This is a genomic window from Rossellomorea aquimaris TF-12, from assembly GCF_001648555.1.
GTDB classification, from domain to species: Bacteria; Bacillota; Bacilli; order Bacillales; family Bacillaceae_B; genus Rossellomorea; species Rossellomorea aquimaris.
The window spans coordinates 137,505-154,194 of sequence record NZ_LQXM01000002.1; the positions used below are offsets into that span (position 1 = coordinate 137,505).

Genomic DNA, 16,690 nt, shown 5'->3' on the forward strand with positions numbered 1-16,690 from the left:
TATGAAACAGGTGACCATTCAAACTCCTTCCAAGACTTACCCTGTGAAGATTGGGGAAGAAATGACGAATGAAATCGTGATGTTCATTAAGAAACGTTTTCCGAAAGTATCCAACGTGTGGATTATTGCAGATGAAGAAGTGTTTACACTTCATGGAACCTCTCTTGCAGTAACTTTAAAAGATTTTTTTAAATTGACCATTTACAAAGCTCCTAAAGGTGAATACGCCAAAAGCTTTCGTGTTTATGAAGAGGCAATTACCCATGGCTTAGAACATAAAGTAGATCGTCACTCACTTGTATTAGCGTTTGGAGGAGGAGCGATTGGTGACCTTGCTGGATTCGTAGCATCCACGTACATGAGAGGGATACCCTTTATTGGAGTACCAACCACAATATTGGCTCATGATAGTGCTGTTGGAGGAAAAGTAGCGATCAATCACCCTTTAGGGAAAAATATGGTGGGCCAGTTTTATCAGCCTGAAGGTGTGTTTTTTGATTTGAATTATTTTAAAACCCTTCCGGAAAAAGAAGTTTTATCTGGCTTTGCAGAGGTGATTAAACACGCTTTTCTATCAAGTTCATCATTTTTAGAAGAGATCATGAGCTCGTTTCATTCTGTGAATAATCTAGACAAGAAATTTCTTATTGACTGTTTAGTTAAGGGCATAGAGGTGAAAGGAGATATTGTATCCAAGGATGAAAGAGAATCAAATATTCGTGCCTTTTTGAACTTTGGCCATACGTACGGACATGCTGTTGAAAGCTCAAGTGGCTATGGAAATAGGACTCATGGTGAATCAGTCATGATCGGAATGATTTATGCTTTATACTTAAGTAAGATCTATTATAATCTATCCTTTAATCTGAGCACCTTTATTACTTGGATCAAGTCGATTGGTTATGATTTAAAAGTTCCAGATTCAATCTCTTTTGAGGTTCTCTACCAAGGAATGCAGCATGATAAGAAGTCTCAAGACGGGGTGCCTGTATTTGTCTTATTGAGAAGTATTGGTGAACCTGAGATGGTCAAGGTTTCGAAGGAAGATCTGATTAAGGCGGATGGATTTATTAGACAAATAACATAATCTTAAAGGCTCTGAGAAGAATAGAGTTGCAAGTGCAAGGAATAAAAAAGGAGTGTGAGTAGAATGATTAGGGGAATTCGTGGTGCAACCACAGTAGATGTGGATAGTGAAAAAGAAATTCTCCATTCAACTAATGAGCTTCTTAAAGAAATGATTTTACATAATAAAATCAAAGCAGAGGAAGTAGCTTCTGTATTTATCTCGGCTACGAATGATTTAACCAGTTCTTTTCCTGCTAAGGCATTACGGAAATTTGATGAATGGAAGTATGTTCCTGTAATGTGTATGCAAGAGCTCGATGTACCTAATGGTTTATCTCGTTGTATTAGAATTATGATTCATTATAATACGTCAACACCCCAACGGGAAATTCAACATATTTATATGAAAAGGGCCATTAGCCTAAGGCCTGACTTAAAAGAAGAGTAACATTTTTCCATTGTGTTAAATAACCTTCTTATGAAAGATGATTGAAAGGAAGTTTTATGATGAAGTGGAAACCCCAGATCGAATCTCTTAAAGCATATCAACCCGGAAAAACTATGGAGGATGTACAAAAGCTTTATAAGCTTGAGAAAGTGGTGAAGCTAGCTTCAAATGAAAATCCCTTTGGGTGTTCAGCAAATGTACAAAAGTACTTACAAGAAACAGCTTTATCTCAAGCAATCTATCCTGATGGATATGCTAAGGATTTACGATTAAAAGTAGCGGAGCATCTTTCAGTTGAACCAACTCAATTAATATTCGGAAATGGTTCCGATGAAGTAATAGAAATGATCGCTAGGGCTCTACTGGATAGTGGTAATAATACAGTAATGGCAACACCGACATTTCCACAATATAAACATAACGCAATTGTAGAAGGGGCAGAAGTTAGAGAAGTACCACTTGACTTAAAAGGAAAACATCAGTTAGGCAGAATGCTGAAAGAGATAGATGACTCTACATCGGTTGTATGGCTCTGCTCTCCGAACAATCCAACTGGTGAATATATTCGACACAATGAGTTAGTTTCATTCCTTAATTCTGTTCCTCCTCACGTGTTGGTTGTATTAGATGAAGCCTATTTTGAATATGTCGTGGCTGAAGATTATTATGATTCATTAGAATTACTAAAGTCTTATCCTCAACTACTAATTACTAGAACTTTTTCAAAGGCCTATGGTCTAGCAGGCTTCAGGGTAGGATATGGAATCGGAAGCCATGAAGTAATAAGTAAGCTTGAGCCTATACGCGAACCATTTAATAATAATTCTTTAGGTCAAGGTGCTGCTGCGTCGGCTATTGAAGATCAAGCATTTATCAAAGAATGTAGTGAGCAGAATCGAGAGGGGCTTAATCAGTACTATCGTTTTTGTGAAGAGAATCAATTGCACTACATTCCATCACAAGCAAATTTTATACTCATTGACTTTGGTGTTAATGGTGATGAGGTATTTACATTTCTAATGAGTAAAGGTTTTATTGTAAGGTCTGGACAGGCTCTAGGATATCCGAACTCTGTTAGAGTAACTGTGGGATCCCAAGAACAAAACGAGGAAGTAATAGAAAAAATGAAAGAGTTTCTTAAAGAGTTAAAAAAAACAAAATGACTTAGGAAGTAGTCGGAAGGGAATCACGTCGTGAACCCTTTCCGACTTTTTTCAAACTACACGAGGTGGAGGAAAATGGAAGGAACTGTTTTAGTAGTCGGCATGGGGTTAATAGGAGGATCATTAGCTCTTTGTATAAAAGGTGAACACCCAAACTCGAAAATCATCGGGCATGACATCAATCATAAAGAATTAAGGTTAGCGAAAACAATGGGTGTTATTGATGAAATGTCCATCTCATTACAGCATGCAGCAGAACAAGCTGATCTTATCATTATTTCAACACCCGTTTTTCAAACGGAAAATATAGTAAAACAGCTTCAAGGGTTTACTCTTAAAAAAGATGCAATCATTACAGACACAGGAAGCACAAAGGAACAAATCATGAATGCATCCAGCATTTTAACCGAAAAGGGTCTATTTTTTATTGGTGGGCATCCTATGGCCGGTTCTCATAAGAGTGGAGTGACAGCTAGTAAACAAATTCTTTTTGAGAATGCATTTTATTTATTAACACCTAGTAATAACGCAAGCGAAGAAAACGTTAATGCTCTTATGAATTGGTTAAAGGGAACAAAGGCTAAATTCATATTGGTAGATCCACGAGAGCATGATGAAATAACAGGAACCATCAGTCACTTCCCACATATCATAGCAGCTTCTCTTGTACATCAAGCTAAGGAGTCTTCCGAAGAACACCCGTATATTCGAAGGCTTGCAGCTGGAGGATTTCGTGATATTACACGAATTGCATCCTCAAATCCAACCATGTGGAAAGACATCACAATCCAAAATCGCTCTGTCCTATTAAACATTTTAGGGCAATGGAAAGTTGAAATGGAAAAAGTAATTTCAATGATCGAAGACAACAATACACATAAAATATTTGAATATTTTAGTGAAGCAAAGCGTTTTCGAGATGACCTTCCTATATTATCTAAAGGTGCGATTCCGTCTTTTTATGATTTATTTGTTGATGTTCCTGATTATCCTGGTGTTATTTCGGAAGTTACTGCTTACCTTGCGCAAGAAAAAATAAGCTTGACCAATATTAGAATTTTAGAAACAAGAGAAGATCTATATGGAGTTCTTGTCATTAGTTTTCAAACATTTGAGGATAGAGAACAAGCGATAGAGTGCTTGAAGACAAATACAAATTATGAATTATTCTTAGGGTAGAGGGTGAAAAGGATGGCAGATAGAAGATTAGCAAAGCCTAAAAACGGGCTCAATGGCGAATTACATGTCCCTGGTGATAAATCGATTTCCCACCGTGCAGTGATGTTCGGTTCCATTGCAGAAGGAAAGACAACGATACATAATTTCCTAATGGGGGAAGATTGTCTAAGTACAATTTCATGTTTTCGAAAGTTGGGGGTCGACATTTCTCTAATGGAAGATGAAGTTATTATTAACGGGAAAGGCTGGAGTGGTCTAATAGAGCCGAAGGAAATACTTGATGTGGGGAATTCCGGAACAACAACGCGTTTGATCATGGGTATTTTAGCAGGCAGACCCTTTCATTCGGTTCTGATTGGAGATGAATCCATAGCCCGTCGTCCTATGAAAAGAGTGACGGATCCTTTAAAGCTATTTGGAACTCATATCGACGGACGTAATGGAGGGGACTTTACTCCGTTAACTATACGTGGGGGAAGTCTAAAAGGAATACAGTACGAGCTTCCAATAGCGAGTGCACAGGTGAAATCTGCCATTGTTTTAGCGGGATTACAGGCTGAGGGGCGTACAGAAATTATTGAGCCTCAAAAAACAAGAAACCATACAGAGAAAATGATCGTTGAGTTTGGTGGAAGTGTTGAGAGAGAAGAGAAGACGATAAAAGTATTAGGCGGTCAAAGTCTAAAGGGAACGGAAGTGTTTGTTCCTGGAGATATTTCTTCGGCAGCATTTTTTATGGTTGCAGCAGCCATCGTACCAGGCAGCAATGTAATTCTTAAAAACGTAGGATTAAATGAAACAAGAATAGGGATCATTGAAGTTTTGGAGAAAATGGGAGCAACGATTGAAGTATTGGAACATTCGAAACAAGGTGAACCAATAGGTGACATTCACATAGTGACCTCTGAGTTAAAAGGAATTGAAATTGCAGGTGACCTTATTCCTTCGCTAATCGATGAAATTCCGGTTATTGCTCTACTTGCCACTCAAGCAATTGGAACAACAACCATTAAAAACGCAGAGGAATTAAAGGTGAAAGAAACAAACCGGATTGATGCTATCGTAGCTGAATTAAAAAAACTGGGTGCTTCCATTAGAGCGACCGACGACGGAATGATCATTGAAGGGAAAACTTCCTTAAACGGAGGTAATGTTCATTCATGGGGAGATCATCGAATTGGTATGACACTCGCTATTGCATCTTTAATTACAAAAACAGATGTGTATTTAGAAAATGCCGAAGCAATAAACATCTCATATCCTCAGTTCTTTAAAGATCTTGAACAGCTTTTAATTAGCAAGTAATACATTATCATTAAAACGGGAGGTGTATTCACCTCCCGTTTTAATGATTTCCAGTCATTTATACTGTCCTTCCTTCATAGCTTGTCTATAAAGGAAGGTGATTAAAGTGAATGCGTTTGTGATAGATAAAGCAAATTTGGTTAAAGATTCTAAAATTGTACAATCATCTATTTTAATTGAAAACAATAAGATCTCTGCTATGAAGGACAGCTTTACCTATTATGCTTTTATGAAAATGAGAGTAGACCCATTTATTATGACTCCTGTTCATGTAATGTGTGATTTGGAGTTACCTCTTAAGCAAGAGTTTTCGTCCTTAAAAAATTATTTTATAAATGAGTTTATTTCAAAAGGTTGTACAACCATTCTCACCTCTTTTTCACTTCAATATGAATACCAGTTTCTTGAGAAGCTTAAAGAAAAACGAACCTCTTTGCTAAATAGTCCCCTTGATTACACATTAGGTATTTCTGTACCAGCTGACCTTATCACTCAAAACACGGTAAAACTTTGTAAAGATCATAAAATACCAATTATCTGGGTAGCATTAGATAACATAGAACAATTGAAAAAAATAAAATGGGGATGGATTAAAGGACTTTTGTATAATTACCCCATTACTTTTGTCCCCTTTTTTACGACAAATATAGACAAAAAACTAAAAATGAAGCATCTTAAAATATGGCAAAAAATGATGAAAAACGAGAGGATTCAACATTTTTCGGATGAAATCCAACAAAAGACTCCACTTCCTATGGAACAATTGAAAAAAATTGGGATATATCCTCATAGAGGAAATTTTATCGTAGGTGGAGAAATAAGTTATAACCTCTATATGAGGAAAGAAAACTCATCTAATGAAGAGCACTCTACGTTTAAATATGAAGATCATGTGCTAAAATGTACCATGAATAAAGGAAAATGTTTTTATTCATTCAATCAAGGATATTTTTATCCTGGAGTCGGGGAAGAAATAATCATCCATACTCCTGGATATTTTATTTAATATTATGCGAAGGAAAGAAAGGAATTGTATATGTCATACGGTGAACAAATGATCACTTCTTTAGAAGAAGGGAACTTAGAAGAAGCAAAAAAGCAATATGAACAGGTATTAAAGTTTGGATCCCATGAAGATAAATTCAGTTTAGCTGAAGAATTACATCAACTTGGCTTTCTTGAAGAAGCAAAAGAATTATATGAAAACCTACTTCAATACTATCCTGGCGAAGGGGAGTTGTTGGTTGAAGTGGCAGAAGTATTAGTAGAAATGGATCAAGAGGAAGAAGCGATTAACAATCTTGCTCTCATAGAGGAAGATGACCCTACTTACCCCAGAGCTTTATTACTATTAGCCGACTTGTATCAAATGCAAGGGTTATTTGAAGTTAGCGAACAAAAATTGATACAAGCCAAAAAAATCTTACCAGAAGAACCCGTTATTGATTTTGGTTTAGGTGAATTATATGCGGAAACGGGCAGGTTTTTAGAAGCTATCAGACATTATGACACCCTAATTAAAAACGGAATAACTGAATTAGGTGGGACAAATGTCCATCAAAGACTCGCAGAAGCATATAGTGTAGGGGGAGCCTTTGAAGAGGCGTTAACACATTATGAAAAAGCTCTCGAAAAAAACTTAGAAATTAATACCCTTTTTGGCTATGCATTTACTGCTTTTCAAGCAGGGTTTTATGAAAAGGCAATTGAAAAATTTGTTTCTGTTAAAGAGCTGGATCCAGAATATCACTCAGTTTATTTGCTGTTAGCAAAATCTTATGAGCATGATGAACAATTACAAGAAAGCCTTGAAACTATTCAAGAAGGGGTAAAACAGGACGAGTTTAACAAGGAATTGAACCTCTTTGGAGGGAAAATTTCTTTAAAGCTTGGTTTAGAAGAGGAAGCAGAGAAGTTTCTAAGGGAGGCTTTAGCTCTAGATCCAGGATATGTTGAGGCGGCCTTACTTATTAATAAATTATTTTTTACGCAAGATCGATACGAAGATGTGTTAGAAATTGCTCAGATGCTTACTGTTGAAGGGGAAGAGGAACCTCAAGTGAATTGGGACCTGGCAAAAGCTTATGAGGGTCTTGAAGAATATAATTATGCATTAAAACAATACCGTATTGCATATAATTACTTTAAGAATCAGCAACAGTTTTTAATAGAATACGGTCAATTTTTAGTAGAGGAAGGACTTAGAGGTGAAGCGATCGAAGTTTATAAACATCTCATTAAAATGGATCCTTCAAATGATGAATGGCAAGAGCTAATTGAAAGATTACAAGACTAATCGATTTTTTGTTTGAGCGAAAAGGATAGTAAATAATTATTCAATCTAATGGGTTTGTCATTGGAATAAAGTTAAATCAAATAGGATTTCGCAGAGGAGGGAAAACCATGACCACCCCTGTATCTGTCAACGAGAAGAAAGAATTTATACGCTGGTTTTTAAACCGATATCAGTTAAAGAGAAGAGAATGTGTCTGGATATTAAATTACTTGATGAGCCATGATCAATTGATGAAAAAGGTTCATTTTGTTGAAGAGTCCCAATACTGTCCAAGAGGCTTAGTCATGTCGACTCATTGTGTTGAGGATGTACCGTTTCGTTTTTATAAAGAAAATATTATGACAACGGATGCAGAGAAATCATTCCATGATATTCGATTAAATAAAGATGAAGATATCTACATTCAATTAAATTTTAGTAAAGCGAATTCAAGTTATCAATTTGCAGCAGTTCTTGAAGAAAATCCGTTTATGCCGAAATATCTGTTAATAAATGAAAAAGACAGAATTGTGGCTGAGCAATTTTTACGACAAAGTCTACAAACATTTCAGAAAGACCGTATTTTGAAAGCTATTGATGATGCCCTTGATTCGGGTGATAAAAAAACCTTTAAAAATTAACCAAACAATTGAATAGTTTAAAATAAATTCAAGTGAAGAGATAAAAAAGTCTCTTCGCTTTTTTTTGAATTCTTTTATTCTTGAGACCTAGTTATACTTTGATCTCCTGGGTAGCCTGCAATTGGGTGTCGCATGATACGATTCCCAATTATCCAATTGACCCATAACAAAAACCATGATTTATTGTTCAATCGTAGGTACCGAGAATTTATTTAAAAAACATACGTCAACATACAAAATTAGGACAGGGGTATACTACAAATTAAGGAATATAACTTTTAATCCTAAGCAGGAAAGTGATAAGATGGATGGAAAGGAATGCTAGAATAACAAAGTGAGGGTTTTAAATGAATTGGAATGTTAAAGACATAGAGGTTTTTGAATCAGAAAAAGCTTACATAGATACAGCCGTAATACCAGTTGTCCCTATTGACTTTGGAAACAATATTAGAATTTCAGGTGCACAGTCTGAATTTATTTCCTTACTAACCTTTCACCTTGAAAGACAATTCAAAGGAAGAATGATGATTGTACCTCCATATTCTTATTTGATGTCAGTATCTAGAGAATCAGAGGTTGAAGAATTATCTAGATGGGAGAAAGAATTGAAAGAAAGTGGTGTAAAACATACCTTCTTTCTAACAGCAGATAGTGAGTGGAAAAAGGTAGAGAACCAACTTGAAGAAAGCTTGATTTGGGTACCTTCAATTCCATTGGAACACTTGGACGAAAACTATAAGCATTCAATCATGGAAGACCAGGTAAAACAGCTTTTAAATGTGATTGTTCAAAAATGGCAAAAAAATTCATAAAAACTTCACATTGTGTCCATCATTTAGATTATAGAGTTATTGACCTTGATTAAAGTTTAATATATCATAGTTATGTCCTAGTTTTATATTTGTGCGAAATATGTCCGATGGACTTACCTTACGATAGAGGGGGGAAAAGGATGAGCAAACATCGTGTATCCAGACGTCAATTCCTTAACTATACACTTACGGGTGTAGGCGGTTTCATGGCAGCAGGAATGCTAATGCCAATGGTTCGATTCGCTGTCGATCCAGTTTTGAAAACGGAAGCAGCTGGAGATTTTAAAGCAACTAAGCAAAAAATCTCTGAACTAAAAAATGAACCAGTTCGTGTCGATTTTTCTTATGAACAAAAAGATGCGTGGTACACATCAGAAGTAACACAAACTGCTTGGGTATACAAGAATGAAGAAGGGAACATTGTTGCGCTTTCACCAGTATGTAAACATCTTGGATGTACAGTAAACTGGGCGGGAGACAAAAATAACCCAGATAAGTTCTATTGCCCTTGTCATGGTGGATTGTATAAGAAAAACGGTAAAAACATACCGGGAACTCCACCGACAGCACCGTTGGATACTTATCCAACAAAAGAAAAAGATGGTATTTTATACCTTGGACAACCTGAACCAAATAAATATGTTAAGTAAGGGGGCGTAATCTGTGCTGAACAAGATCTATGATTGGGTTGACGAGCGTTTAGACATTACGCCTTTGTGGCGCGACATAGCGGATCACGAAGTACCTGAACATGTAAACCCGGCGCATCATTTCTCAGCGTTTGTCTACTGTTTTGGTGGTTTAACTTTCTTCGTAACCGTTATTCAAATTTTATCTGGTATGTTCTTGACAATGTACTATGTTCCAGATATTAAAAACGCTTGGGAATCTGTGTATTATTTACAAAATGAAGTAGCATTTGGACAAATTGTCCGTGGGATGCATCACTGGGGGGCTAGTTTAGTTATCGTAATGATGTTTTTACATACACTACGTGTATTCTTCCAAGGTGCATACAAAAAACCTCGTGAATTAAACTGGGTTGTAGGAGTACTTATTTTCTTCGTTATGTTAGGGCTTGGTTTCACTGGTTATCTATTACCATGGGATATGAAAGCGTTATTCGCAACGAAGGTAGGTCTTGAAATTGCGGGTGCGACTCCATTTATTGGAGATCAAGTGAAGATGTTGTTAGCTGGAGATGCTACAATCGTTGGTGCACAAACATTAACTCGTTTCTTCGCTATTCATGTATTCTTCTTACCTGCTGCATTACTTGGATTAATGGGAGCTCACTTCTTGATGATCCGTAAGCAAGGTATTTCTGGACCACTATAAGATACGATTGAATTTAACCTAATTAAAAGGAGGGGGACACTATGCATCGAGGAAAAGGGATGAAGTTTGTAGGGGACTCACGAGTTCCGGCAGACAGAAAGCCGAATATACCTAAGGATTATTCGGAGTTCCCTGGTAAAACAGAAGCCTTCTGGCCAAACTTCTTATTAAAAGAGTGGTTAGTTGGAGCTGTTTTCCTAATCGGTTATTTATGCTTAACGGTTGCACATCCGTCTCCGTTAGAGCGTATCGCCGATCCAACAGATACTGGATATATTCCATTGCCTGACTGGTATTTCTTATTCTTATACCAATTACTTAAGTACACATATGCATCTGGACCTTACAACGTTATTGGAGCATTTATCATTCCTGGAATTGCTTTTGGAGCACTTCTTCTGGCTCCATTTATTGATAGAGGACCTGAACGTCGTCCTACTAAACGTCCATTTGCAACAGGATTTATGTTACTTGCACTTGCAGCTACATACTTCCTGACTTGGGAATCTGTTGCGACTCATGACTGGGAAGCAGCTAAAGAACAAGGGAAAATTGTTGCTGAAGCAGAAATTGATAAAGAATCTGAAGGATATAAAATCTATTCAGATGAAAAGAATAGCTGTATTACTTGTCACGGTGAAAACATGACAGGGGGAGCTGCAGCTCCATCATTAGTTGGAACTGGGTTAGAACCAGATGCAATTAAAGATATTGCTAAAAATGGTAAACCACCAGGTATGCCTTCTGGTTTATTCAAAGGGACAGATGAAGAGTTAGATAAACTAGCTGAATTTATCTCTGGTTTAAAAGCAGAATAACAGTTAAAAAAGAGCCGGCTAAAGTTGGCTCTTTTTTTCTACAAAAAATGTATTTATATTCTTTTTAGAGAGGATTAGAAAAATGCACTGGGTTTTTCCTGTTTTAAAATATAAACCATTTTTATGGCTCTTACTTTTCGTGAATTTGCTCGGTACTATTTACGGGTATATCTGGTATCTTCCTCAACTAAGAAATACTCCTTCACAATTTTTAATCTTTGTTCCTGACAGCCCAACTGCTAGTCTATTTTTTGCTTTGTATTAATTGCCTTTCTATTGAACCGGAATTGGCCTATTTTTGAAGTTTTGGCTATTATCACTTTATTTAAATATGGAGTTTGGGCCGTTGTCATGAATTTGTTAACATTATGGGTATCGGGTGATCTCCCGTGGGAAGGGTATATGTTAATGGTGTCTCATGGTGCTATGGCTGTACAAGGAATATTATATTCCTCTTATTACAAGGTTAAGATGTGGCATCTAGTAGTGGGGGCTGTTTGGACAATCCATAATGACATTATTGACTATGTTTATATGCAGTTTCCAGTTTACTCCAGGCTATATGAGTACATACAGAATATAGGATACTTTACCTTTTGGCTCAGTCTTATATCAATTGCAATCGCATACTTTTATACTCAAAAAACGACTAGAAAGCAAATTTCATTATCGTAGTAAATAATTTTGGTCTACTCTTGTCCAACTACTCATAAACTTTATTAGTAGTTTTAGGGGGGACAAGTATGAAATTAGTACGCTTTTTTGTAACAATAATATTTTTTTTATTATTCTTAATGCCTCAACCATTATTTGCAGCAGAGTCGTCGTCTCCATTAAACAAGCTTGATGAAATGGCTGAATTAACATTACAAATGACGAAAGCAGGTAGATTTGAAGAAGCTAAAATGCTTTTAAACGATTTTTCCAATGAATTTACTACCGTAAACGCACAACAATCCTTTTCAATGGATGAACTTAGGATTCTTACGATCTCACACAATCTTGCCTTAGAGAGTATCAATAACTCGACTGGTGATCTAGAGCAGAAGGTGAATGCAGTAACGAAGTTTCGTCTCGTCATGGATGCTTTGTATAGTCAATACCAACCATTGTGGGTGGAGATGGAAGATCCTTTAATGGAAGCTTATAGTGGCGTAAAGCTGGCTGTTGAAGAAGGGAATGTAGAAAAATACCATACAACACTAAATGTGTTTTTATCAAAATATAATATAATTGAGCCAAGTATAAAACTTGACGTTCCTGTGGAAAGAGCTCAAGCGTTAGATGCCAGAATTTCTTACTTGGATCATTATCGTCAAAAAGTTTTAGAAAGCACGGAAGCTATGGCAGAACTATCTTCCTTAGAAACTGATTTGGAGAAGCTGTTTAATAATATGACAGAGGATGAAGCTGATCCATCTCTTTGGTGGGTGATCATATCCACTGGAAGTATCATTGTATCTACATTATCTTATGTAGGTTGGAGAAAGTATAAAGGAGAAAGTGAAGCGAAGAAGTCCGAACGTCAAAAAAATTGACAGAACATTTATATCACTATAAAATTTAGGTATCTAAACATCTGGAGGTTATTGTGATAATGGCAGGATTTTTAATTTACTTTTTACTCATTGCTCTTATTCCTATTGGAGCTCAAATGCGTGTAAAGAGTACCTTTAAGAAATACTCGAAAGTTGCCACCACATCCGGTATGACTGGAAGAGAAATGGCTAGAAGAATATTAGACGAAAACGGTTTACACAATGTTAAGGTAGTAGAAGGAAGAGGATTTCTAAGTGACCACTATAATCCAATAACAAAAACGGTTGCTCTGTCACCTGACAACTATCACGGACACTCAGTAGCAGGAGCAGCGGTTGCTGCCCACGAAGTCGGACACGCAATCCAAGATGCTGAGAGTTATGCCTTTCTTCGATTCCGTCACGCATTAGTTCCCGTAGCGAATATTGGTTCAAATATGTCGTGGGTTTTCTTATTGATTGGAATGTTTACTCAATTAACGGGTATGTTCCTATTAGGTATAATTTTAATGGCAGCTGGAGTCGTATTCCAGTTAATTACCCTCCCTGTTGAGTTTAATGCTTCTTCAAGAGCGATGAATCAAATTGTATCACTGGGATTGATTCGTAACGAAGAAGAAAGACATGCTCGCAAAGTGTTAAATGCCGCAGCGATGACGTATGTAGCTGCTGCAGCCGTTGCAGTAATTGAATTACTACGATTAGTATTAATCTTTACTGGTATGAATGGTGACGATTAATGAATTAAACAAAAAAGCTAGACTACAATAAGTAGTCTAGCTTTTTTTATGCTGACCAAATCTTACCGGTCGGTACCGCTTTTCTAGTCGTGCAATGGTTTTTTGTTTGCGTCTAGTGTGAATCCTTCACCTAATACATCGTGGACAACAGTGACAGAAACGAATGCATGTGGGTCAACTGAAGTGATGATGTTTTTTAGGCGTACAATCTCATTTTTCCCCACTACACAATACAGAACTTCACGATTTTGTTTAGTAAAGGATCCGTGTCCTCTTAATACAGTGACGCCACGGTCCATTTTTTCATTGATTCTCTGAGCAATATCTTCATGATATTCAGAGATGATCATGGCTCCTCTTGCAGAATAAGCACCTTCCTGCATGAAATCAATGACTCTTGCACCTACAAACACTGCAACCAAAGTATACATGGCTTCGCGATATTGAAGGTATGTTATTAGGGAGGCAGTAATGACGATTGCATCAAACATGAACATGGTTTTTCCCATGCTCCAACCTATGTATTTGTGAGCCAGTCGAGCAAGTATATCGACTCCACCAGTTGTCCCGCCAAACCTGAAAATAATTCCGAGCCCAATGCCGATAAACACGCCAGCGAATAAAGCTGCAAGAAAAAGATCACCTTCGAGATTTATTTGCATCTGATATCGCTGGAAAATCCACAGAAACACTGATAGACCAACTGTACCTATGATAGTATAATAAAATGCTCTTTTTCCAAGTAACTTCCATCCGATGATAAATAAAGGAATATTTAGGACAAGATTTGAATAGGAAGGATCAATATGAAAAAGGAAATAAAGAATTAATGTAATACCTGTAAATCCACCTTCAGCTAGTTCATTTTGAATATTAAAATGTACTAAACCGAAAGCAAAAATGGCTGAACCCAGTAGAATGAAAAATATATTTTTTAATCTTAATTCTACCATCTTTTAACCCCTCCTTTTTGTTGAATTACCTTGTTGTCAGAGACATTATATAAGAAGAAAGGGAAACTAGCAATCTAAGGTGAAGAATACCTCGTAGGATTGAACGTAATATTTGTAAAAGTGGATAGATTTAGCTAACATGATAGAAGATAATGATGGAGTGTGACTTCTTATGAATAATGATAAAACAATGAAGCAATTGCAGGCTGAAGTCGATCAATACATAGGACAATTTAAAGAAGGCTATTTTAGCCCACTGGCGATGATGGCAAGATTAACGGAAGAGTTAGGTGAACTTGCAAGAGAAGTGAACCATTACTATGGGGAAAAACCTAAAAAAAGTACAGAAAAAGAGAAAACGATAGAGGAAGAGCTAGGTGATGTTTTGTTTGTAGTGATTTGCTTAGCGAATTCTTTAGATATAAGCTTAGAAGAAGCCCATAATCGAGTGATGAATAAATTTAATACTAGAGATAAAGATCGATGGACTAGAATAGAAAGAGGAGAATAAAATGAAGAAAATCACTGTAACGATCGCAGGACCAAGAGGCAGAATGGGAAGAGAAGCAGTACAACTAGTAAAAGAAACAGATCATTTCTCATTAATCAGTGTAATTGATCATAAAAACGATGTGAATATGGATGTTCCTGTCTATACTGATATTGAACAATGTTTTAAAGACAAAGCTCCAGACGTTTTAATTGACTTAACCACCCCTGAGGTTGGATATTTACATACGAAAACTTCTTTAGAATATGGTGTGAGACCCGTTGTTGGAACAACAGGGTTTTCACATGATGAACTACAAGAGTTAAGAGAGTTGGCACAGTCAAAAAACTTAGGTTGCATTATTGCACCTAACTTTGCAATTGGTGCTGTTCTCATGATGAAATTCTCACAAATGGCTGCCAAGTATTTTAATGATGTAGAAATCATTGAGCTTCATCATGACCAAAAATTAGATGCACCATCGGGGACAGCAGTAAAAACAGCAGAAATGATAAAAGAAGTTCGTACAGAGAAGCAGCAAGGACATCCAAGTGAAAAAGAAACCCATGAAGGGGCAAGAGGAGCAAATATAGACGGAATGCACATTCATAGTGTGAGACTTCCAGGGTTGATTGCTCATCAACAAGTTATGTTTGGTGCTGAGGGTCAAACATTGACGATTAGACATGATTCTTTTAACAGAGGAAGTTTTATGTCAGGTGTTAAGGTATCTGTCGAAACGGTCATGAACCTAGAAACACTAGTTTATGGTTTAGAGAATATTTTAGATTAAAGGGTGATGGCCATGAATATTGCATTAATTGCTCACGATAAGAAAAAAGACGATTTAATTCGCTTTGCATTAGCCTATAAGCCAATTATTGAGAAACATTCATTATTTGCAACAGGAACTACTGGAAAACGAATCAGCGAAGAAGTGGGCTTGTCCATTCATCGTTTTCGTTCCGGTCCTTTAGGTGGAGACCAAGAAATTGGAGCATATATTGCAAATAATAAAATGGATTTAATTTTATTCTTTCGAGACCCATTAACAGCTCAGCCTCATGAACCTGATGTTACGGCACTTATTAGACTCTGTGATGTATACTCAGTACCTTTGGCTACGAATATGGGAACTGCTGAAGTATTGGTGAAAGGCTTAGCTCGAGGGGATATAGAATGGAGAAGTATTGTAAGAGGTAAGGAGGAGTAACCATGGAGCCAGAACATATTGACATACTTGCTTTTGGTGCTCATTCAGATGATGTTGAAATAGGTATGGGTGGTACAATAGCCAAATATGCATCAGAAGGAAAGAAAATTGTTATCTGTGACATTACCCAGGCTGAGTTATCGTCTAATGGGTCAGTTCCTTTAAGGAAAAAAGAAGCGAAGAAAGCAGCTCAATTATTAGGTGTATTGGAGCGAGAAACTCTGGACATTCCTGACAGAGGGATTTACATAACAGATGAGAATATTTTAAAAGTGGTATCGATAATTAGAAAATATAAACCTAAAGTGATTTTCGCTCCATTTGATCAGGATCGGCATCCAGATCATGGAAATGCTTCGAAATTGGTGAAAGAAGCTTTTTTTTCAGCTGGAATTAGAAAAGTTGAAGACAGAAGCTCTCACCATAAGGCAAAGAATCTTTATTTTTATATGATTAATGGGTTCCATAAACCTGATTTTGTTATTAATATTGAAAATCATATTCATACAAAACTCTTAAGCTTGCAAGCCTACGAAAGTCAATTCACCAAGGGGGAAGGCAATGTTTCCACCCCGTTAACGGAAGGGTATTTAGAGGCTGTTGAAGCAAGGGAAAGAATGATGGGAAAAGATGCAGGTATACACTATGCAGAAGGATTCTTCTCCTATAATACACTTATTCTTCATCAAGATTTGTTAGGAGATTAAAG

General features: G+C 36.7%; 18 protein-coding genes and 2 pseudogenes. 19 read left to right on the forward strand and 1 reads right to left on the reverse strand.

Annotation, left to right across the window (positions count from 1 at the left end; all coding sequences use genetic code 11):
• The first annotated feature begins 1 nt into the window (after window position 1).
• The 15 genes and pseudogenes from aroB to IQI_RS00940 all read left to right on the forward strand — a co-directional run bounded on the left by aroB (window position 2) and on the right by IQI_RS00940 (window position 13,325).
• Entirely contained in the window at window positions 2-1,087 is a 1,086-nt protein-coding gene (gene aroB, locus IQI_RS00870; RefSeq protein WP_064091029.1) for a 3-dehydroquinate synthase, read from the forward strand.
• A 63-nt stretch (window positions 1,088-1,150) separates the two neighbouring features.
• Window positions 1,151-1,516 carry a chorismate mutase gene (gene aroH, locus IQI_RS00875; RefSeq protein WP_064091030.1) on the forward strand — a complete coding sequence of 122 codons (366 nt, stop codon included), beginning with the start codon at window positions 1,151-1,153 and terminating at the stop codon, window positions 1,514-1,516.
• 59 nt (window positions 1,517-1,575) lie between these two features.
• Entirely contained in the window at window positions 1,576-2,679 is a 1,104-nt protein-coding gene (hisC, locus tag IQI_RS00880; protein WP_064091031.1) for a histidinol-phosphate transaminase, read from the forward strand.
• 75 nt (window positions 2,680-2,754) lie between these two features.
• On the forward strand, window positions 2,755-3,858 hold the full coding sequence (locus tag IQI_RS00885) for a prephenate dehydrogenase (RefSeq protein WP_064091032.1): 1,104 nt from the start codon (window positions 2,755-2,757) through the stop codon (window positions 3,856-3,858).
• Window positions 3,859-3,870: 12 nt separating this feature from the next.
• A complete protein-coding gene (aroA, locus tag IQI_RS00890; protein ID WP_064091033.1) occupies window positions 3,871-5,163 on the forward strand; it encodes a 3-phosphoshikimate 1-carboxyvinyltransferase in 1,293 nt (430 codons plus the stop codon).
• A 106-nt stretch (window positions 5,164-5,269) separates the two neighbouring features.
• The gene (locus IQI_RS00895; RefSeq protein ID WP_064091034.1) at window positions 5,270-6,169 is read left to right on the forward strand and encodes a hypothetical protein; all 900 of its coding nucleotides are present in this window, start codon (window positions 5,270-5,272) and stop codon (window positions 6,167-6,169) included.
• 30 nt (window positions 6,170-6,199) lie between these two features.
• Window positions 6,200-7,459: a tetratricopeptide repeat protein gene (locus tag IQI_RS00900; RefSeq protein WP_064091035.1), complete on the forward strand. Its 1,260-nt coding sequence runs from the start codon at window positions 6,200-6,202 to the stop codon at window positions 7,457-7,459.
• A 107-nt stretch (window positions 7,460-7,566) separates the two neighbouring features.
• Window positions 7,567-8,105, forward strand: a pseudogene (locus tag IQI_RS00905) (ReoY family proteolytic degradation factor).
• Between the two features lie 321 nt (window positions 8,106-8,426).
• Entirely contained in the window at window positions 8,427-8,891 is a 465-nt protein-coding gene (locus IQI_RS00910; RefSeq protein WP_064091037.1) for a YpiF family protein, read from the forward strand.
• A gap of 140 nt (window positions 8,892-9,031) precedes the next feature.
• Entirely contained in the window at window positions 9,032-9,541 is a 510-nt protein-coding gene (locus IQI_RS00915) for a QcrA and Rieske domain-containing protein (protein ID WP_064091038.1), read from the forward strand.
• A 13-nt stretch (window positions 9,542-9,554) separates the two neighbouring features.
• Window positions 9,555-10,229 (forward strand): menaquinol-cytochrome c reductase cytochrome b subunit, encoded by a 675-nt coding sequence (qcrB, locus tag IQI_RS00920; RefSeq protein WP_064091039.1) that lies wholly within the window; start codon window positions 9,555-9,557, stop codon window positions 10,227-10,229.
• Between the two features lie 41 nt (window positions 10,230-10,270).
• On the forward strand, window positions 10,271-11,047 hold the full coding sequence (locus IQI_RS00925) for a menaquinol-cytochrome c reductase cytochrome b/c subunit (RefSeq protein ID WP_064091040.1): 777 nt from the start codon (window positions 10,271-10,273) through the stop codon (window positions 11,045-11,047).
• An 82-nt stretch (window positions 11,048-11,129) separates the two neighbouring features.
• Window positions 11,130-11,722: pseudogene (gene lhaT, locus IQI_RS00930) on the forward strand (lipoprotein heptaprenylglyceryl N-acetyltransferase LhaT).
• Between the two features lie 68 nt (window positions 11,723-11,790).
• Complete coding sequence (gene ypjB, locus IQI_RS00935; protein ID WP_064091041.1) at window positions 11,791-12,585, forward strand: sporulation protein YpjB; 795 nt, start codon at window positions 11,791-11,793, stop codon at window positions 12,583-12,585.
• 59 nt (window positions 12,586-12,644) lie between these two features.
• Entirely contained in the window at window positions 12,645-13,325 is a 681-nt protein-coding gene (locus tag IQI_RS00940; RefSeq protein WP_064091042.1) for a zinc metallopeptidase, read from the forward strand.
• A gap of 83 nt (window positions 13,326-13,408) precedes the next feature.
• On the opposite strand, the gene IQI_RS00945 is transcribed toward IQI_RS00940, so the two are convergent.
• Window positions 13,409-14,278, reverse strand: a complete 870-nt coding sequence (locus IQI_RS00945) for a YitT family protein (RefSeq protein ID WP_064091043.1) — start codon at window positions 14,276-14,278, stop codon at window positions 13,409-13,411.
• 172 nt (window positions 14,279-14,450) lie between these two features.
• Here IQI_RS00945 and IQI_RS00950 point away from each other — a divergent pair, with 172 nt between their 5' ends.
• Genes IQI_RS00950 through bshB1 form a run of 4 tightly spaced genes read left to right on the forward strand, consistent with a single transcriptional unit; the run spans window position 14,451 to window position 16,688 of the window.
• Window positions 14,451-14,789, forward strand: a complete 339-nt coding sequence (locus tag IQI_RS00950; RefSeq protein WP_064091044.1) for a nucleotide pyrophosphohydrolase — start codon at window positions 14,451-14,453, stop codon at window positions 14,787-14,789.
• Window position 14,790: 1 nt separating this feature from the next.
• Window positions 14,791-15,561, forward strand: a complete 771-nt coding sequence (gene dapB, locus IQI_RS00955) for a 4-hydroxy-tetrahydrodipicolinate reductase (RefSeq protein WP_064091045.1) — start codon at window positions 14,791-14,793, stop codon at window positions 15,559-15,561.
• A 12-nt stretch (window positions 15,562-15,573) separates the two neighbouring features.
• Complete coding sequence (gene mgsA / locus IQI_RS00960; RefSeq protein WP_064091046.1) at window positions 15,574-15,981, forward strand: methylglyoxal synthase; 408 nt, start codon at window positions 15,574-15,576, stop codon at window positions 15,979-15,981.
• Window positions 15,982-15,983: 2 nt separating this feature from the next.
• Window positions 15,984-16,688 (forward strand): bacillithiol biosynthesis deacetylase BshB1, encoded by a 705-nt coding sequence (gene bshB1, locus IQI_RS00965; protein WP_064091047.1) that lies wholly within the window; start codon window positions 15,984-15,986, stop codon window positions 16,686-16,688.
• Window positions 16,689-16,690 lie beyond the last annotated feature (2 nt).